The sequence below is a fragment of the Actinoplanes couchii genome (assembly GCF_016862075.1).
Classification (GTDB): Bacteria; Actinomycetota; Actinomycetes; order Mycobacteriales; family Micromonosporaceae; genus Actinoplanes; species Actinoplanes couchii.
In genome coordinates this window covers 113,867-133,030 of sequence record NZ_BOMG01000042.1, presented here as the reverse complement: position 1 = coordinate 133,030, position 19,164 = coordinate 113,867, and the positions used below count along the sequence as shown (strand labels likewise).

Annotated in this window: 15 protein-coding genes; 5 read left to right on the top strand and 10 right to left on the bottom strand. The window is 71.6% G+C overall.

The annotated features are described in order from the left end of the window. Nucleotide 1 precedes the first annotated feature (1 nt). From Aco03nite_RS15265 to Aco03nite_RS15230, 8 genes are read right to left on the bottom strand one after another with little or no spacing between them, the layout of a single operon-like run. Nucleotides 2–802: an amidohydrolase family protein gene (locus Aco03nite_RS15265; protein ID WP_203795749.1), complete on the bottom strand. Its 801-nt coding sequence runs from the start codon at nt 800–802 to the stop codon at nt 2–4. Continuing rightward, nucleotides 799–2,082 carry an MSMEG_0569 family flavin-dependent oxidoreductase gene (locus tag Aco03nite_RS15260; protein WP_203795748.1) on the bottom strand — a complete coding sequence of 428 codons (1,284 nt, stop codon included), beginning with the start codon at nt 2,080–2,082 and terminating at the stop codon, nt 799–801. Before Aco03nite_RS15260 ends, Aco03nite_RS15265 begins: the two co-directional genes overlap by 4 nt. Beyond that, nucleotides 2,079–2,450, bottom strand: a complete 372-nt coding sequence (locus Aco03nite_RS15255) for an MSMEG_0570 family nitrogen starvation response protein (protein WP_239145182.1) — start codon at nt 2,448–2,450, stop codon at nt 2,079–2,081. Before Aco03nite_RS15255 ends, Aco03nite_RS15260 begins: the two co-directional genes overlap by 4 nt. 46 nt (nt 2,451–2,496) lie before the next feature. Continuing rightward, nucleotides 2,497–6,684, bottom strand: coding sequence for a CHAT domain-containing protein (locus Aco03nite_RS15250; RefSeq protein ID WP_203795747.1), 4,188 nt, complete (start codon nt 6,682–6,684; stop codon nt 2,497–2,499). Then, nucleotides 6,681–8,012, bottom strand: coding sequence for a hypothetical protein (locus Aco03nite_RS15245; protein WP_203795746.1), 1,332 nt, complete (start codon nt 8,010–8,012; stop codon nt 6,681–6,683). The genes Aco03nite_RS15250 and Aco03nite_RS15245 overlap by 4 nt, the downstream gene beginning before the upstream one ends. After that, a complete protein-coding gene (locus Aco03nite_RS15240; RefSeq protein ID WP_203795745.1) occupies nt 7,999–9,462 on the bottom strand; it encodes a hypothetical protein in 1,464 nt (487 codons plus the stop codon). Before Aco03nite_RS15240 ends, Aco03nite_RS15245 begins: the two co-directional genes overlap by 14 nt. Next, nucleotides 9,459–10,610: a caspase family protein gene (locus Aco03nite_RS15235; protein ID WP_203795744.1), complete on the bottom strand. Its 1,152-nt coding sequence runs from the start codon at nt 10,608–10,610 to the stop codon at nt 9,459–9,461. Before Aco03nite_RS15235 ends, Aco03nite_RS15240 begins: the two co-directional genes overlap by 4 nt. Next, nucleotides 10,607–11,788: a lipase family protein gene (locus Aco03nite_RS15230; RefSeq protein WP_203795743.1), complete on the bottom strand. Its 1,182-nt coding sequence runs from the start codon at nt 11,786–11,788 to the stop codon at nt 10,607–10,609. The genes Aco03nite_RS15235 and Aco03nite_RS15230 overlap by 4 nt, the downstream gene beginning before the upstream one ends. A 181-nt stretch (nt 11,789–11,969) precedes the next feature. Between Aco03nite_RS15230 and Aco03nite_RS15225 the strand changes: the two genes are divergently transcribed. The 4 genes from Aco03nite_RS15225 to Aco03nite_RS15210 all read left to right on the top strand — a co-directional run bounded on the left by Aco03nite_RS15225 (nt 11,970) and on the right by Aco03nite_RS15210 (nt 17,723). Beyond that, nucleotides 11,970–12,617: a TetR/AcrR family transcriptional regulator gene (locus tag Aco03nite_RS15225; RefSeq protein ID WP_203795742.1), complete on the top strand. Its 648-nt coding sequence runs from the start codon at nt 11,970–11,972 to the stop codon at nt 12,615–12,617. A 389-nt stretch (nt 12,618–13,006) separates the two neighbouring features. After that, on the top strand, nt 13,007–14,791 hold the full coding sequence (locus Aco03nite_RS15220) for a flavin-containing monooxygenase (protein ID WP_203795741.1): 1,785 nt from the start codon (nt 13,007–13,009) through the stop codon (nt 14,789–14,791). Beyond that, a complete protein-coding gene (locus Aco03nite_RS15215) occupies nt 14,788–16,266 on the top strand; it encodes a hypothetical protein (protein WP_203795740.1) in 1,479 nt (492 codons plus the stop codon). The genes Aco03nite_RS15220 and Aco03nite_RS15215 overlap by 4 nt, the downstream gene beginning before the upstream one ends. Further along, nucleotides 16,263–17,723 (top strand): MDR family MFS transporter, encoded by a 1,461-nt coding sequence (locus Aco03nite_RS15210; RefSeq protein ID WP_203795739.1) that lies wholly within the window; start codon nt 16,263–16,265, stop codon nt 17,721–17,723. Before Aco03nite_RS15215 ends, Aco03nite_RS15210 begins: the two co-directional genes overlap by 4 nt. Before the next feature lie 48 nt (nt 17,724–17,771). Here Aco03nite_RS15210 and Aco03nite_RS15205 read toward each other — a convergent pair whose 3' ends face one another. Continuing rightward, the gene (locus Aco03nite_RS15205) at nt 17,772–18,092 is read right to left on the bottom strand and encodes a hypothetical protein (protein ID WP_203795738.1); all 321 of its coding nucleotides are present in this window, start codon (nt 18,090–18,092) and stop codon (nt 17,772–17,774) included. Between the two features lie 283 nt (nt 18,093–18,375). Here Aco03nite_RS15205 and Aco03nite_RS15200 point away from each other — a divergent pair, with 283 nt between their 5' ends. Further along, the gene (locus Aco03nite_RS15200; protein WP_203795737.1) at nt 18,376–18,522 is read left to right on the top strand and encodes a hypothetical protein; all 147 of its coding nucleotides are present in this window, start codon (nt 18,376–18,378) and stop codon (nt 18,520–18,522) included. Between the two features lie 105 nt (nt 18,523–18,627). Here the strand turns inward: Aco03nite_RS15200 and Aco03nite_RS15195 are convergent, their stop codons facing one another. Beyond that, entirely contained in the window at nt 18,628–19,014 is a 387-nt protein-coding gene (locus tag Aco03nite_RS15195; protein ID WP_203795736.1) for a RidA family protein, read from the bottom strand. Nucleotides 19,015–19,164 lie beyond the last annotated feature (150 nt).

The following is a 19,164-nucleotide window of genomic DNA, read 5'->3' as shown; positions in this document are numbered from 1 at the left end:
CTCAGCCGTACAGTTTGTCGAAATTGGTGTGGAAGACAGCTTTGGTCAGTTCGGAACCGCCGGTGACCGCACGCAGCCGGGCCGACTCGCCGGCGTGGTCGCCCCACGGTTCGTCGCTGGCGAAGAGGACCCGGTCGTGGCCGATGCCGCGCCTGTCGATCTCCTGCGCGAGCCAGCGCGGGGCGAAACCGATCGCCCAGGACAGGTCGGTGTAGACCTGTTTACCGGCGGTGATCCAGTCGAAGAACCGGCCGCCGATCAGTTTGATGTGGGCGCTCATGCCGCCGCCGAAGTGCACGAGGTGTACCCGGACGTCGTCGCCGTAGCGGTCCACCAGGGTTCCCACCCGGTCGATGTCGGAGGCGGCGCCCGGGGAGGTGTGGACGTGGACGGTCAGGTCGTGTTCGAGGGCGGCGGCGAAGATCGCGTCCAGGCCCGGGTCCTCGGTGCCGCCGCCGAGCAGGAAACTCAGCTTCAGCGCCCGCACTCCCGGTTCTTTCGCGAGCTCCAGCGCCTGTGCCGTCCGCGACGCGTCGTCGGCTTTCGCGGACACCCACAGGCCGGCGCGGATCCGGTCGTCGCGCTGGGCGGCCTCCACCACCAGGTTGTTGAAGCCGAATGCCACGTCGGGGTCGGGTACCCCGTAGTTGGGCAGGATCAGGGCTCGTTCGGTGCCCTCGGCGTCCAGGTCGGCGATCAGTTCGTCGATGGTGGCGCGGGCGGTGGTGTCCGGGTTGACCGGCGGGCCGCCGTAGAACGGGTAGGCGGGCAGAATCCCCAGGTGGCGGTGGGCGTCGTTCATGCCGCGACCGTTTCGGGGGCGGTGCCGGCCAGCCAGATGACGTCCTCGGCCTTCCGGAGCCGGCGGGGTGCGGTGATCTTGGCGGCCAGGTGGGCGGCGTCTCGGGCGATCCCGGCGAACCGGCCCGATCCCCAGGTCCACAGCCAGGGCAGCCCGAGGAAATAGAGGCCGGGGCAGCTGGTCACACCGCGGTCATGGGTGGGATATCCGCGCCCGTCGAAAACCGGCACCTGGATCCATCGATGATCACGATGGAATCCGGTGGCCCACACAACCGCCGCTAGTTCACCGGCTTCCAGCGCTCGCGGCTCACTAGGCGGCTCCCAAACAGGGACATATCGACTTTCCGTCGGAGCGTCGATCCCCTTGGCTGCGATCCACCGGTCGATCGCGTCCTTGATCCCTTCCGCCACTGCATCCGCATTGTCCAGATTTATCGTCAGATCAGACCCAAAAGTGAGCGCACCCTCGGTGACGTCGAGCAATCGCCCGTACAACTGCATGCCCTGCGTGGCGAACAACCGCAGATCGATGTCCCGCCCACCGTCCCGCCCGGTCATGTAGTGGTTGGCCCGCACCCGGACCTCGTCCACATCCCCGAACTCGTCGACCCCCTTGGCGTAGTGCCCCATGGCGTCGAGCCAGGTCAGCGTGTCCCGCCCCCGATACCGCCGGGCCGCCCGCGGCGCACTCCCGACCGCGAGGTGCACCCGGCGCCCGGCCAGATGCAGGTCCTCGGCGATCTGACATCCCGACTGCCCGGTCCCGACGACGAGCACGTCCCCGTCCGGCAGCTGCGAGGCCCGCCGGTACTCCGACGAGTGCAGTTGTGTGATCCCGGCCGGCAGCCGTTCGGCGAGGCGGGGCACGGCCGGCGCGTGATAGGGCCCGGTGGCGACCACCACCTGGTCCGCGGTGAGGTCACCGTCGCTGGTCTGCAGTGCGAAGATCCCTGCGGCGGTACGCCGGAGCCGGGTGACCGTGACCCCTTGCCGCAGCGGAGGCGCGAAGGAGGCGGCATACGCTTCCAGGTGCTCGACGACCTCGGCCCCCGACATGAATCCGTCCGGATCGTCACCGGCATAGGGGAACCCCGGAAGGTCGACCTGCCAGTTCGGGGTGACCAGGCAGAACGAGTCCCACCGCCGGTCCCGCCACTCGTGCCCGGCCTGGTCCCGTTCGAGGACGACGTGGTCGACGCCGAGCCGGCCGAGGTGCCAGCTCATCGACAGTCCCGCCTGCCCGCCCCCGACGACCACGACGGTGAAGTGCTCGCTCATGCCTCGATCCCCTTCACGATCACGACCCCGGCGGGGTGGAGCGCAGCGTGCCGCTCGACCTGGGCGATCGACCGGGCGGCGTTCGAGCAGGGAAATCCATAGGCCGCCCGAACCCGCTCACTGGCGATCCGCAATGCCTCCCGGCACCGCTCGGTAAATGCGCCGACCGGGTATTCCTGCCCCGCCGAGAAATAGTCCTCGACCACCGTGGACGGCGAATAGATCCGCTGTTCAGGCCCGTCCGGCCACTGCACCAACACATACCGTTCCGGCACCGAGGATGCCTCCTTGCCCAGGTCAACCGGCTGTTGCAGGACCCAGTCAAGAAATCCGAGGTTTCCCGACGATGTCATCCGGAACAACTCCACGTTAGATACTTCTCACTGGAGCCGCGTTTCCGGCGTGCTAAATCGCTTACCTGAATGAATGCGCAGTGGTGGCGAAACAGATGAGTCCGGCCCATTGGTCGATGAAGGCGGCGTCCCCGAGGGCGTCCAGCCGGGCGAGTTGGGCGGTCCGCAACGCCGCCGCCGGATCCGCGCCACCGGCCACCGCGATGGCCACCTCGGTGGTGATCGCGGTGGTGGCCGACTGTTCCACCGCGATCACCCCGCCGATGACACTCCGGCAGCCACCGAGCATGCAGGCGCCGACCAGACCGAACGGCTCGTGTCCGGCCTGCTGCTCCAGTTTCGCGACGAAACACGAGGCGAAGACCAGCCAGTGCGGCCATCGGTACCGCAACGCGACAGCCGCGGACAGCACCCCGCCGTCGCTGAACCGCACCCCTTGCGCAATGCCCGAACCCGTGCCGTGGGCGGTCAGGTAACCACCGGTGAACCGCCGGCCGGCCAGGTGCTCCTCGAAAGCGCTTCGCGACTCGGCGAAGACGACACTCAGCGCCCCGGTCAGCCGCCGCCGCTGCTCCGGATCGTCGTAGGTGTCCCGGTCGAGGTAGGCCAGCACGTCCCCACCCGGAACCGCCGGCTCACTCTCGCCCACCACACTCAGCGACGGCACGAACTGCAGGACCGCCTTGCGTACCAGAACCGCCTCGGGATCCTCGGCGTCCAGCAACAGAGCCGGCCACGGCAGGTAGGCCAGGTGCTCACCGGCGCACACCACCAGCCGGGCGGGAGCACGCGGATCCAGCAGGGCGAGTTCCAGCAGCAGCCCGGCCGGCAGGATCGCCCCGGCCAGATCCGCCCAGTCCCCGGCCACGTGCAACAGCGGGATCGAGAAGGCCCCGGCGTTCTCCGGGGTGCTGTCCGCGAGGATCTCCAGCGCACCCGGCCCGCTGATGATCACCTCGTCGACGACCGGGCGGCCACCGGGCGGGATCCACGTCCGGTAACCGCGCCATCGTTCCGCGCCGACCTCGACGAACTCGAACTGCAGGACGTGCGCGCCACGCAGCGCGGGCAACATCCGGGCCAGATCGACGTCCTCCGGCAGGTACGCCTCGGCGAACCCCCGCGACACCGCGTCGCCCAGCTCTTCCCGCAGTTTCCGGACGCTCTCCTCCCGCTCGTCCGCGGACCGGCCCTCCAGATCGAACCCGGATTCGAGTACGGCGATCCGCGCCACCAGATCGCGGGCGGACTCGGGCAGACGATCGGCGAAGGCGCCGCGGCCGTCCCGCAGGAGCGAGGCGAACGAGTCCCGGCGCAGCGATTCGAGCAACGCCGCCGCGATCTCACCCGCCTCCCCACGCCCGGCCCGCTGCGCCCGGACCAGCACGCCGAGAGCACTGTCGTAGACGGCCCGGTCCACACTGAGCAGGCCACCCCGGTGCGCGCCGAGCCGCAACTGGCCTCGCCGGTGCTCCAGCAGCCGGATCCCGGCCCGCACCGACTCGCAGGCCTGCTTCCAGGCCCGCTGCGTTCCGTGATATTCACCCTCGGCGATCCGGGCCGTCCCGAGCAGGTCCGTCGCGGTGGTCCGGCGTAGGTGCTGCACCGCGATCCGGAGCTGTTCCCCGGCCTCCGGCAGCCGCCCGTCCGCCAGGGCGGCCCGGCCCTTCACCAGGGACACCTCACCGACCAGGCGGAGCCACAGGGCGGTGGCCCGTTCGCTGCCGGCCTCGTCGTCCTCGGTGCCACCGAATCCGGGCCCGATGTCCTCCAGGGTGGCGTAGGCCTCGCCGTACCGCTGTTCCCGCAGCAGTTCCCGCCCGACCGCCAACTGCGCTTCCACCAAGACCATCAGATGCCCGCCGAGGTTCGGCCGGGCCGCCGCGCGAGCGAGGTACGTGTTCGCCTCGGCCACGTTCCCGGTCACCGCCAGCGATTGCGCGAGTGCCGCGGCACAGGTGACACCCTCCGCGGTGCCGCGCAGCACGGGTTCGGCGGCACGCAGCTCCGGGATCGCCCGCTCGTGGTCACCGACCCGGCTCCAGATCACCCCCTGCGCGAAGCGGGCGAACGAGGTGGCCCGGGCGGTGGCGGCGAGGGCCGCCGCCGCGGCGGCCCTGTCGACAGCCGGTTGCAGGCGGCCCCGTTCGAGTTCCACCAGGGCCGTCTCGGCCAGCGCGACAGCGGCAAGGCCGGGGCGCCGGCCGGCGGAGTTCTCCGCCAACTCGGTGAGGAGGTCGACCGCGATACCCGGCCGGTTCCGGGCGACGAAACCAGCGGCGGCCCGGTACCGGAGCCGGAACCGGAATCCGGTCATGGTGAGACTGGCCGTGGCGATCCTCGGTGGCGCGACCAGCACCCGCCGCTCGACGTAGCGCCGCACGGTCCATGCCGCCACGGCGGCCAGCACCGACACGGTCAGTGCGGGGATCGCCGCGGCCCGGGAGAGGACCAGGATCGGCAGGACGGTCACGAGCACGCCGAACCAGCTCGGTACCCGGTCGGCGAGCTGGACCACCAGCAGCAGCACGGTCACCGCGGTGAACAGCCATCCGGGTACCCGCACCGGGCCCCAGATGATCGCCGGGACCGGCAGCGCCAGGGCCGTCACCGTGGCCGCGGCGACCGCCGCGAGCCAGCGGACCCCGGCGCCGGCCAGCGTCTCCAGGAAGTAGAGGCGCCCGACATGGGCGATCAGCGACGGCGGCCGTTGCAGATCGGCCGGATACTGCCCGAGCAGTTCCTTGCGCAGCGCGCGGGTCACGGCCCGGCCCTGCACGACCGCGTCGCCGGTCGCCCAGGCGGCCAGCACGTATTCGGCGCTACCGTCGAACGGGTCGTCCTCACCCCGGCGCACGGCTTCGGCGAACGACGCCCAGGCCTGCTCCGGCGTCGGGATCCGCTCCTCGGGATGCATGCTCCAGATACCCGGCAGCCGCCGGCGGGGCTCGGTCAGCGCGGCCTCGAAGCCACGGCGCCGTACCGCGAGCCAGGTGATGATCATTCGTGCCGCGAGCACGGCCGTGGCGGCCGTCAACAGAACTCCACCGTGGACGGCGAGCGCGCCCAGCCCGGCGACCCACAGCACGTCCAGCCACCACCTGCGCAACGGGCGGAGCAGGACGAGGAGCACCCCGATGATCAATTTCACCCACCACGGCAGCGGGCCGGCGGCGACCAGCACGATCGCGGCAGTGGTGCACAGTGGGCGACCGACACGGATCGCCGCGGGCGCGTCCCGCAGGGTGGCCCGGATCCGGCGCCACCGCGCGGGCCGGATCCTCGTCGCCGGGGCGTCTGCCGCCGGGCCGTTCGGTGGGACGTCCCGGGGCCGCCGGGCCGCCCGCCACCAGCGGACCGGCGCCGTGAACGCGGAAGCCGCCATCTCGCCGAGGACCGCGACCACGGCCACCGGGCCGCTGACGGCCAGCACCAGGGCGAGCAGGGTCACCCGGCGGTCACCGCTGAACAGGATCCGGTCGTCGACCTGCCGGTTCGGGTCGAGCTGCATGCGCAACTCGGCCCGGCGGAGCGCGTCCGCGCCGGCCGGTGACTTCACGAACTCCTGGAGCAGTTCGACCAGGTGCTCGGGACCGAGACCGGTCACCCGGCCGGCGAGGTCGTGGGTGTTGCCCGCCCGGGACACCGGCGACTCGGGGATCAGCACCGCAGCAGCGCCCAGCAGCTGTGCCCCGGAGACGCCGTCGGTCTCCCGGCCGAGTATCCGGGCCAGGGCCGCGGCCTCGGCGGCCAGCGTCATCCACGGCCGGTCGCCGACGGTCAGCAGCGTGCCGTTCCAGTCGTCCCCGGCTTCGCTGATCGACAGCTCACCCCACTCCCGCGGGTCCTCGGCGCCGGCCGCCATGACCAGATGGACCGGACCCACCGGTTCACCGGCACGGAAGCTGTCCAGCGCCTCCAGCGTCCCCGCCCCGATCCGCAGCACGGCGTCCTGGAGAACACCCGGATCGGCCCGGGGCCGGAGCAGGCGCATGGGCAGCAGCCGGACCACCGCCGCGTGCGCGAGGATCACCGCACAGGTCACCGCCAGCCAGGGCGCGTCCAGGTACCACGCCGCCAGCAGCCCGACCACGGCACCGACCGGGTAGCGGGCCGCCCACACCACCAGGGCCGTTCCGGCGGCGAGCGCGATCCACTCCTGGTCGAGCACGGCCCGCACGACGAAGACCACCAGGCAGCCGATGGTCAGATAGGCCCGGGACCGGGACAGCCAGACGAGCCGGTTCACGATTCCTCCACCGGCACGCCCATCCGGCGCATCCGCAGCAACCTGATCCACGTGGTGCCCGCCTGGGAGGCGCGCGGATGACGGCGCCGCACGTGCCGGCGCCACTGCCGGGCGGTGAGACGCACCCCGGTCCGGAAGAACGCGGTCCGGCGCTCCGATCGGGCCAGCGCCAGCTCGGCCAGGGCGCCGGCCAGTGCCGGAGCGGCCACCGGCAGACCTGCCGGTGGATACAGCAGCAGCGCCACCAGGAAGGCCCACCAGTTCGGCAGCCGTGGATGCCCGGACCAGATCAGCAGGACGAACAACAGCAGCCACCACGGCCCGTGCTGGACCGCACGGGTGACCACCAGCACCGACGTGACCACGTTGAGCACCACCAGGAGCACGGTCAGCGCCATCGTGTAGTCGCTGACCTTGTCGTCGTGGGGACGTTGCCGGGTGTCCGCGTCGGCGGCCTCGTAGGCGATCTCCTCGGCGGACAGGCCGAGCAGCCAGGCCGTCCGCCGGACCGCCGGGACGGGTCGTGTGGTCGCGGCGACGATCAGCTGCGCCGCGGTCGGCTCGGTGGTGTCGAACCGGTCCCGGGCCCGCTGGATCATGTCGGCGGCCGAGGCCGAGGGCTGGTCGCCGGCCATCCGCCGGGCCTCCCCGACGACGTCCCGGGTCAGTTCCATCCGTTCCAGGTGGGTGACCAGGGTCGGTTCACCGGTGACCTCGACGGCGGCACCGACGAGGGCGACCGCGTCCACCCTGTTCAGGCTGTCGGGCCCACCCAGCCGCCCGACCACCGCGTCCAGCTCCCGGTCGCCGTCACCGGCCCGGAGCACGGGCGAACCGGCGAAGGCGTGCCGCAGCGCGTCGGGCAGGTCGTTGAGGACCGCCTGCACCGCTACCTCCTGGAGGAGTTCCAGCAGCTCGGGGTGGCGGGAGCGGTCGCCGAAGGTGACAGCCGTGGCGGCGGCCGAGTCCGGCTCGCCGGTCAGTGCGATCGCGGCGAGACCGACCGGGACCTCGCCGGTGTCGTACACGTCGGCCAGCCGGACCGCCGCCGCCAGCGCGCGGGTGCAGCCCGCGGTCAGCACGGCCGGGCCCCAGTCGGCGGCCGGTTCCGGGGCCGGATCCCGGACCGGGAACCGGGCGATCACCTCGGGGCTGTCGAAGGCCAGCCACAGCCGCTGCCAGTCGCCGCCCATGTCGACCCGCGCCAGAGCGAGCAGCACGTCCCGGGTGTCGACCGGGCGCGCCGGGCCGGTCTCCGCGGCGGCCAGGTCGAGTGCGGACACCACCACCTGGCTGAGCCGGCCCGGGTCGAACTCAGAGCCGGTCATCGCCGGTCTCCACCCGGAATCCGAGCTGTTGCGGCATGTCGCCGGGCCAGGGCAGCTCGGCGGTGAACGAGCCGCCCCGCCGGGTCATCATGATCTCGGCCGGCTCGGCACCGTCGATGGTCAGGTAGACGGTCGTACCGGCGGCCTCGTCGGCGATCCGGGCCAGGGTGACCCGCAACGTGCCGCGGCGCAGCGAGACCGAGCCGGTGATGTCGTCTCCGAGCAGGCCCCGGGCCGCCTCGGTCAGTTCCAGGGTGGCCGCGACCGGGCCCGGGCTCCGCTGCCCGGTGTCGAAGTACGTGACGGCGGTGAGCTGTGCGGTGAGGAAGTTCTCGCTCATCGACCGCAACCTGGCCAGGAACGGTTCGACCGGGCGCGGCTGCGGCTCGCCACCGAGCCGGAACGTCTCCACCGGCAGGCCGTCCGGAATGCCGATCGGCGGCACCCGAGCCGCGGGCGACTCCGGGCTGTCGCCGTGATAGCTGGTCAGGATGCCGGGCAACCGGGCCGTCTGGTAGCGGCGGACCGCCCGGATCGCCCGGGCGACCGCCGGATCGGTGTCGTCCAGCAGGTAGAGCCCGTCCCGCAGCAACCCGAGTCCGATCCCGACAGCCGGCGGTCCCAGGGTGGCCGCCTCCACCAGGAGCCGGCGGAAGGCGCCGGCGTCGTCCGCACGCGACCAGGCGGTGATCACCAGGGCGTCCGGGCTGGTGCTCAGCCATCGCAGGTCCTCGTCCGCCCAGTCCTGCGCACGGTCGTCACCGGTCATGGTGAGGTGGTAGCCCACCGCCAGCAGGGTCAGTGGCCGGCGGCGGGCCCGGCGCGGTTCGGCCAGCAGATGGTCGGCGACGATCCGGGCACAGACCAGGTCGCCGTCGCTGAGGAACGACAGCAGGGTGTGCTCCGGGCCCGGCGCCAGCTGGGCCCGGATCGAGGATCCGGATCGGGCCAGTTGCAGACCGGCATCGACCGGCGTGATCACGAAACGGGCGGGCATGCCGTCCCCGCCGACCAGGACGGCGGTGTTCTCCGGGCGGCTTCCGCTCGTGGGGAAGAGTTCCAGCGAGGTGGGCCGTTCGGCGCGTCGGTTCAGCGGCACCCGGGACCACCGGGAGAGTTGGCGGGTGAACCCGGCGGCCCAGCAGGTCCGGCCGTCGTCCGGCACGGCCTGCCGGTCCGGGCCGGGGGCGGCCTGTTCCAGCTGGACGCGGACCGGTGTGCCGATCCGGTCCGGCACCTGGAAGGAGGCGCCGATCCAGGCGCCCCCGGCCAGGCGTCCCTGTGCGACGTACCGGCCGGGGCGCGGCACCTCGGCGGGCGACGACCGGCCCGCGAGCACCGGCGCACCGGTCCAGGTGCACAGATCGGCGTCCAGGATCTCCACCGCGCCGACGACGGTGCCCGCGGGTTCGTCGGCCTCGGCGTACTCGAGATGGACCTGGTGTGTCATGCCGGTTCCACCGGGATCACCTCGTCGACAACCGGCGGGAGGAACGCCGGGTAGAGACAGACGTCCTGGTACGCAGCGGGCGGAAACTCGGCCCGGACCTGGTAGTTGCCGGCCGGCACCTCGTTCTGCCACGGTTCACCGCGGGGTTCGCGGACCCGCCCGTTCGCCGGGTCGTCCAGCGCGGTGAGGCTCAACCGGGCGCTGTACAGCGCCTCCGCCGGTGCGCAGCTGAGCCGGAACGGCACCGCCGGCGGCCCCGGCAGGGTCCGGAACCGGGACGAGATGGTGACGCCTTCGGCGGTGGGACGCTGGTCGGCGACGCCGTTCCACTGCATCATCCGCCGTACGCTGGGCGCGATCCGGTCGGTGTGGATCTCCCAACTGCCCCAGCGCGGCTGATGCGCGCCGCGCCCGCCGAGCACGTCGAGGACCGCTTCGGTGAACGGTGTCGGCTCGCCCGGTGGCCCGTAGGCGCGCAGGCCGGGAGTGGTGGCGTGGAAGACCGGCGCGTCCAGTGGCCGGCCGGGTGGTTCGAGGGGATTGCGGACGGTCAGCAGTGGGCGGGACTCGTCGGCGGCGATCTCCAGCAGTTCGAGCGGCAGTTCCCGGCAGGCGTCGATGAAGTAGAGCTGGGTCCGGGCCCGGCAGTCCCGCATGCCGAGGTAGGTGCGGCGGAAGTTGACGGCACCGGCGAAGAAGTCACCGGGATGCCGGCCGAGGTCCTCCAGCAGCAGGGTCTGGTCGCCGCGTTCCCAGCCGTGCCCGCAGAAGAAGAACAGGGCCACGTTGTCCTCGTCGGTGTCGCACCGGCCGCGCCACCGGTGGACGGCCTCGCGGGCGTTGCCGAACGTCGCCGGATCGACAGTCGTCCCGCCGGACGGGGTGGGCACGACGATCGGGGCCGGGCCGGAGATCAGGGTCTCGACGCTGCCCAGCGGGACGTACGGATCGTCGCGCAGGTTGTCCAGCAGCCACCGGTTGACGGCGAGGGCGGAGGACGGCGCGGTGGTCAGCGGCGTGATGTCCGCGGCCAGCCGGCTCTCCGGGGTGCCCGGCGGATACGCGACGCAGTGCGGGTAGTGCCCCACCCCGATGACCAGCGCGTGGATCCGCGGTCCGGCGCCGCCGTCGGAGTAGAGGGTGGTCACAGCCGCCGCCCGAGCCGGGCGTAGAAGTGCGGCTGCCGGAAGTAGGCGCTGTGCGCCCACAGGGCACTGGTCGGGTAGACGTAGTCCTCCACCCCGTCGAAGACACCGCCCGCCCGGTAGCCGAGCAGGTCGGCCCGGTCGACGACGTTGATCCACCGGGACAGTCCGGCGGGGCGCGGGATCCGGGCCAGATCGGGTCCGGGCAGGGCGGGGTCACTGCCCCGGAAGAGTTTCAGCTCCTCGAAGAGCGCGACCTGGGAACCGACCGTGACCAGGGTGTGCACCGGCAGGTCCGGGGCGAAGTGGGTGAGCAGGTCGTACATGATGTTGCCGCCCATGCTGTGCGCGACCACGACCAGCGGGCGGTCCGGGCCTGCTTCGGCGGCGGCTTCCCGGAGGTCGGTCAGCACCGCCCGTACGATCGGGCCGGGCTCGTCCGGGGTGCCGCGCCGGGCCAGGTAGGTCAGGACGTCGCCGGCCAGATCGGAGACCGGCCGGCCGGTGAGGGTCCGGACGGCCGCGATCGACGTCTCGACGGGCAGTCCGGCCGCCCGCCGCAGCCGGTCGGCACCGCCACGCAGCAGCAGCCGCAGGCGGCCGTAGCGACGGTGCCGGCCGCCCAGCGACTCACGGTCCGGTTCCGGATCGTCCCCGCCGGCCGCCGCCAGGGACAGGAGCTGGTCGATCAGGTCGGCGTCGTCCTTGATCCCGGCCAGCCACGGGTAGCGGTCCGGCCCGGCCGGCGCCAGACGTTCCCGCTGGTCGCAGTACTCCACCAGGGCGCCGGCCGCGGCGATCACCGCGTCGGCGGCGGTGTCGTCGAGGCTGTCGGCGTCGATCACTGTGAACAGCAGGTCGACGGCGTCGCGCATGCTGTTCCGGGCGGTCCCGGTCAGCAGTGTTCCGGTGGCCGCACCGGGCACCGCCGCCAGCCGGGCGATCCCGGCCTCGAAGTCGCCGCCCGCGCCGAGTGACTCCAGTCCGGCAGCCGGCAGCGAGGCGTGCTTCCAGCGCAGCACTCCCCCGTGTTCTCCCCAGTACGGCGAACGGATCTCGGTGTGCCCGACCACCGGGACCGGCAGGAACCGCCGGAAGAACCGGTCCCGGGTGCGGTTGGCGACGTCGTAGGCGCGACGCTCCTCCCGATTGCCGATCCCGTGCACGTAGACCAGGGGCACGCGAGGTCCTTCCGTCCGAAGTGAACCGCCGGTCGATTGTGTCAATCCGGCTACCCGGAACAGGTCCTCCGATCGGGTCGGATCGGCCGTCGTGGACCGGTGGCGTCTATCCTGGTCTGCCGCCGCTTCGGTGCTCAGCGTGGTCGGAAGCGGTTCGGAACCAGACCAGAAGCAGGAGACGATGACCAGCCGCCGGCTACGTGTCGATCAGGTGGAACAGACCCGGGCCGCCATCCTGGACGCCGCTGAGCGGCTCTTCGCCGAGCGTGGGGTCTACTCGGTGTCGAACCGGCAGATCAGTGAGGCGGCCGGGCAGGGGAACAACACCGCGGTCACCTATCACTTCGGTGGCAAGAACGATCTGGTGCAGGCGATCATCAGGCGGCACGCCGAGCCGATGGAGGAGATCCGGCGGGCGCTGGCCGCCCGGCATCGGGGCGGCACGGGGCTGCGGGGCTGGGTGGAGTGTGTGGTCCGGCCGTACACCGATCATCTGGCTGATCTGACGGCGCCGAGCTGGTACGCCCGATTCGCCGCCCAGCTGATGGCCGATCCGCAGTTGCGGGAGCTGGCCGGCGCCGAGCTGGACCGGCTGCCGATGCTGGTCGAGGTGGGTGACGCACTGCACGCCTGCCTGCCGGGGCTGCCGCCGGAGGTGCGCCTGGAACGTGACGACATGGCGCACACGCTGATCATCCACTCGTGCGCCCAGCGGGAGCGGTCCGAGCGCCCGGACTGGCCGGCCGCCGCCTCCGGGCTGATCGACGCGCTCGAAGGCCTGTACCAGGCACGACACACCGGCGGCGAAATCGTCGTAGGGGCCACATAGGATCGCCGCCGTCGATGCGAGAGCGCATCACGTCACGGGGAGGTCCACACGATGAGAACGGCTCGGCTCGCCACAGCCGTTCGGGCAGTACCGAGGTGAGGGTGAGTTCCAGGTCTGGGCCTCGGCGGAGCCCTTCCGGCTGCCGGCGATGGGTTACCACCCGGTCGACGTCCGGGTGATCGACGGCAACGGCGTCACCACGAGCCGGGCGAACGGGTGGGCGCCGGTCTCGGCCGGCCGGGTCAACGTGAGCGGGTGCCAGCAAGGTCTACGTGCAGTGATCGGTGAGGTCCCCGGGCGACCGGCGACCTCCAGTGCAAAGAGCCACAAATTAAGTCAGTCAGTTGACTTAAACAGTAGGCTGGGCGAACCCTACGAAAGAGCCCACCATGTCCATTAACGCCCCACGCCGCTACCGTCCCGAGGATCTCGAGGCGCTGCGTGCCCGCTACCGGCACGAACGAGACCGGCGGATCCGCCCGGACGGCAGCGCCCAGTACCGCAAGGCGGCCGGCGAGTTCGGCTACTACGCCAAGGACCCGTACACGCCGGTGACGGAGCGTGAGGCGAAAACCGACCGGGTCGAGGCGACGGTGATCGGCGGCGGGTTCGGCGGTCTGCTCACCGGCTCCCGGCTGCGCCAGGCCGGCCTGAGCGACATCCGGATGATCGACGAGGCGGGCGACTTCGGCGGTACGTGGTACTGGAACCGCTACCCCGGCATCCACTGCGACATCGACGCGACCGTCTACATGCCGCTGCTGGAGGAGGTCGGTTACGTCCCGAAGTGGCGGTACGCCCCGGGCGAGGAGATCCGGCAGCACGCGATCGCCATCGCGAAGCGCTTCAGCCTCTATGACGACACCATGTTCCACACCAAGGTCACCGACCTGACCTGGGACGAGGACGCCGCCGAGTGGATCGTCAGCACCGACCGCGGCGACCGCTTCCGGTCCCGCTACGTGGTGACCTCGTCGGGCACCCTGACCCAGCCGAAGCTCCCCGGCATCCCGGGCATCGAGGGCTACCGGGGGCACACCTTCCACACCAGCCGCTGGGACTACGGCTACACCAGCGACGACCTGGCGAAACTCGCCGACAAGAAGGTCGCCGTGGTCGGCACCGGCGCCACCGGCCTCCAGGTGGTCCCGCACGTCGCCGAGACCGCCGAGCGGCTGTACGTCTTCCAGCGCACCCCGTCGTCGGTGGACGTCCGCGCCAACCGCCCCACCGACCAGGCCGTTCTGGAAGCCGCGACGCGACCCGGCTGGCAGCAGGAGCGGATGGACAACTTCCTGACCATCGTCACCGGCGGGTACGCCGAGCGGGACCTGATCGGTGACGGCTGGACCAGCACCTCCCGCCTGCAGCGGCAGATGCTCACCGGCACGCTGGACCGGTCGCTCAGCGACGAGGAACGGGAGTACCTCGACGAGATCGCCGACTTCCGCAAGATGGACGAGATCCGCGCCCGGGTCGACGAGGTGGTCACCGATCCGGCCGTCGCCGAGACCCTCAAGCCCTGGTACCGGTACATGTGCAAGCGTCCCGGCTTCAGCGACTTCTACCTGCAGTCGTTCAACCGGGAAAACGTGACCCTGGTGGACACCGCCGACCACGGCGGCATCACCCGGATGACCGAGACCGGCATCGTGGTCGGCGACACCGAGTACGAGGTGGACTGCGTCATCTTCGCCACCGGTTTCGAGGTCGGCGTGTCAGGTGTCGTCTCCGGCACCCTGCCGGTGCACGGCCGGGGCGGTCTGCCGCTGCTGCACCACTGGGGCCGCGGGCCGCGCACGCTGCACGGCTTCTACAGCCACGGCTTCCCGAACCTGTTCCACCTGGGTTCGCTGCAGAACGCGGCTAGCGTCAACTACGTGCATGTACTTCAGGAGCAGGCCGGTCACATCGCCGCGGTGGTCGCCGAGGCGGGCAAGCGGGGCGCGCGGTGGGTCGAGCCGACCGCCGAGGCCGAGCAGGGCTGGTGCGACACGATCCGGGAGCTCGCGCCGGACAACTACCGGTTCCAGTCCGAGTGCACACCCGGCTACTACAACAACGAGGGCAAACCGCGCGAGGTCAACAACGGGTTCGGTCCCGGCCCGGTGGTCTTCCACGATCTGCTGCGCCGCTGGCGGGACGAGGACGGCTTCGGCGAGGTGCTCCGGTGATCCGCGGTTCCAACGGGGTGGCGTTCGGGCCGGACGGCCGCCTCTACGTCGCCCAGTTCGTGGCCGGGCAGATCACCGCACTGGAGGTCACCGGCGGGGACGTCGAGGTGGTGGTCGCGCCGGGTGGCCCGATCGAGGCGCCGGACGATCTGGCCTTCGGCCCGGACGGTTCGATGTACGTCACCGATCTGGTCCCGGGACGCGTCTGGCGGCGTACGGCCGCAGGAGCGGTTGACCTTGTCGCCGAAGGACTACGGAACCCCAACGGGATCGCGGTCGCCGGGGACCGGCTGTTCGTCAACGAGATGGTGCCCGGCGGCCGGTTGCTGGAGTTGTTCACCGACGGCCGGGCGCCGCGGGTGATGGCCGACGGCCTGGCCATGGGCAACGCCATGCAGATCGGGCCGGACGGCCACCTCTACTACCCGCACATGATCACCGGCGAGGTGCACCGGATCGGCCTGGACGGCGGCAGCCCGCAGGTGTACCTGGAGAACGTGCACGAGCCGGTGGCGGTCCGTTTCGACCGGGCCGGCACGCTGTTCATCCTGTCCCGGGACGCCGGCGGCACGCTCACCCAGGTCACCGAGCGTGACCGGTTCAGCTGGCCGACCGGCGTCTGCGGGATGGACAACGCCGTCTTCGACGACGAGAACCGGATGCTCGTCTCCAGCTACGCCACCGGTGGCATCGCCGAGATCAACCCCGAAGGCCGAAACCGGTTGCTGGTACGGGGTGGGCTGACCGGCCCGTACGGCCTAGCCGTCGACAGCATCGGTGGTGTGCACGCGGCCGACCACTACGGATTCGCCCACAGCAACGGTTTCGAACTGTCCACCTTCGTGCACGGCATCGCCGCCGACGACAACGGCCGGCACGTGACCTCGCAGTTCGGGCGGGTCCGCACCATGGACGAGACCGGCACGTACCGGACCAGGGCGAACCTCGACGAACCGTTCGGCATCACGGTCGACGCCGCCGGGGCGCTGGTGATCGCCGAGGCGGGCGCCGGGCGGGTCGTCGCGGTCGAACTCGACGACACCCTGTCGGTGCTGGCCGACGGACTCGACCGGCCGATGGACGTGGCGTTCGACGACGACGGCCGCTGCTACGTCAGCGATGCCGGCCGGGGCGCGGTGTACCGGCTCGATCCGGTCCTCGACCCGACGTTCGACGCGCCGGCGCCGGTCGTGGTGGCCGAAGGGCTGGACCGGCCGGAAGGACTGGCGGTCGCCGCGGGCCGGCTGTTCGTCGCCGAGGCCGGCCGGGGACGGGTGCTGTCGGTGGACCTGACCACCGGCGCGCTGTCGGTGGAGGCGGACGGGTTGTGGGACGGCTCGGTCCCCCGTACCGCAGGAAATGTGGCTTCTGAGGGTTTGCCCGGAGTGCCGCGAACGTTCGCCGGACTCGCGACGGCCGGTGCCGAACTGCTCGTCGCCGCCGAAGGATCGATCCTGCGGCTGGAGATCCGATGACCGCCACCGAGACGCCGACCCGCCGGCAGATCCTCGAATCGCTGACCGGGCTGCTGCTGGCCCTGTTCGTGTCGACGCTGGCCAGCACGGTCGTCGCGACCGCCCTGCCGCGGATGCTCAGCGACCTGCACGGGTCGGCCACCGACTACACGTGGGTGGTGACGGCGACGCTGCTGGCCGCGACCGCCGCCACGCCGATCTGGGGCAAACTCGCCGACCTGTACAGCAAGAAGACGCTGCTGCAGGTGGCAACCGTGGTGTTCATCCTCGGATCGATCGCGGCCGGGCTGGCCCAGAGCGCCGGCCAGCTGATCGCCGCCCGCGCCCTGCAGGGTGTCGGTGTCGGCGGCCTGCAGCCGCTGGTGCAGATCGCGATCGGCGCGATGATCCCACCCCGGGAACGCGGCAAGTACGCCGGCTACCAGTCCAGTGTCACCGCGATCTCGACGATCGGCGGCCCGCTGCTGGGCGGCCTGATCGTCGACACCGGCTGGCTGGGCTGGCGGTGGTGCTTCTTCATCGGGGTTCCGTTCGCCCTCATCGCCATGGTGTTGTTGCAGCTCACGCTCAAGCTGCCGGTGCTGCGCCGGGACAACGTGAAGATCGACTACTGGGGCGCGACGCTGATCACCGGCGGGGTGAGCCTGCTGCTGATCTGGGTGTCGTTCGTCGGCGACGCGTTCGGATGGGCGTCGTGGCAGACCGGCGTGATGGTCGGCGGCACCCTGGTCCTGCTGGTCGCGGCGGCGTGGGTGGAGACCCGGGCCGCCGAGCCGGTGGTGCCGCCCCGGATCCTGCGGCAGCGGACGACGGCGCTGGCCATCCTGGGCAGCCTGGCAGCCGGCACCGCGATGTACGGCGCGGCCGTCTTCCTGACCCAGTACTTCCAGGTGAGCCGGTCGTACTCACCGACCGGCGCGGGTCTGCTGACGATCCCGATGATGGCGGGCATCCTGGTGTCGTCGATCGTCACCGGCCGTCTGATCAGCCGGCACGGGAACATCAAGCCGTACCTGGTGATCGGCTCGACGAGCCTGGCCCTGGGTTTCGCCGTCCTCGGTTTTGTGGACGCCCGGACCAACCTGATCCTGATCGGCGTCGCGATGACCCTGATCGGCGCGGGCGTCGGCATGACGTTGCAGAACTTCGTCCTGGTCGTGCAGAACGCGGTGCCGCTCTCCGACATCGGCGCGGCGAGCGCGACGGTGGCGTTCTTCCGTTCCCTGGGCGGAACCATCGGGGTGGCGGTCCTGGGCGCGATCCTGGCCCGCCAGGTGGCGTCCGCGGGCCACGACACGTCGGTGGCCACGGCATACGGCAACGCCACCGGCCACATCTTCGCGATCTCAGCCGGCGTGGCCCTGCTCGGCGTCCTGGCAGCGGTCCTCCTCAAGCCGGTCCGCCTACGCACCAAGCTGGACCTCCCGGCCGAACCCGAACCGGCATCCACGGAGTGACCCGATCGCCGGCGGGCCAGAACCATCAAGGTCCTGCCCCGCCGGCCGTCAGTCACCGACGAACACGAGCCGCTCCGAGACGTCCCCACATCGCTGTGCCATCACCCGCAGGCGCATCAGCCCGCGGCGCGCCACATCATCCCGAGCCTGCTCCGCCAGCACGTCGATCTCGGCGAGAAGTCCGGCCATCCGCTCCGGCCCGAACGACGTCTCCCCGCACGGATCCACCGCACCGAGCAGCGGAAACCGATGCGCCCACTCCCCCAGCAGCCGATCGAAGTCCCCGGCGGCGTCGAACACCCCACCCGCCGGATCGGGCAGCCCTCGAATCCGCTCACCGCCCCGCCAGAATTCCACTTGAATCCCCATCCCCCGATGATCCGCCAGACCCGACCGGTCTCGACCGGTCCCGGTCGGCGCACGGCATGGCGTTCGGAACAAGCCGCTGGAACGGCGGGCCGGTCGGTTCGAAGGCGAGCCGGTCAGGGGCCGCCCCGCCCGCGACAGGTGACGCCGTGCCACCCGCCGGGCGCGGTCTGCGGATAGCAGTCGCCGAGCATCTCGGCGAACCGGAACTCCAACCCCGGTCACCGGGATCCGTGCGGCGTCGTCGATGGCCCGGCGGGTGTCGGTGGTCTGCCGAACACCGGGCGTGATCGTCGATCGGGACGCCGTGCCGGTGGTCGACGGTCCGATGCGGGCCGATGCCGTCGGTGCCCCGGTGCGGTGGCTTGTCGCGCAACCGCTGGCCCAGGGCTTGGCCGCCCATCCGCTGGCAGACGTGGTACTCGTCGGATGACCATCCGCCACCCGGAGCCCGTCTTCACCGCCGGCCCGGTCGCTGTTCCGAGTCGCGGCCCGGCCCTCCGCCGCCCGGCGGACCTCAGTCCGGGCTCGGGCGGGGTCACGCCGCGGCGGTCACCTCGATCTCGACCAGCCAGTCGGTGAGCAGGGTCTGGACGACGATCGCCGTGGTCGGTACGACCCGGCCGCCGAGAGCCGCGACCCGGGCTGCCGCGTTGGCCTCAGCGAACGAAGCGTCGGTCAGGTAGCTGGTGAGCCGGACGATGTTGTCCGGCGTCATGTCCGCCGCGGCCAGGATGCCGCGGATGTTCGACCAGATCAGGTCGAGCTGCTCGGCCAGATCGGCGCCCGGCACACCATTGGGGCGCAGACCCATCGTGCCCGAGACGAAGACCAGGCGCTCGGCGCCGCGCACCTCCATGGCGTGCACGTAGTCGGCGGTAGCCGGGTAGACGCCGGTCGTCGGCCACACTGGCTCCATCCGCATGCGGTCATGCTCGCAGAGTCGCCACGCCGGCGCTGTCCCACGTCGGTGAGAACACCGCGGGCCGGTCGGTGAGAACACCGCGGGCCGGTCGGTGGGGGCACCGCGGGCCGGTTGTGTCAACCTCCGGCACTGGAGGATGGCCGCCGGGCC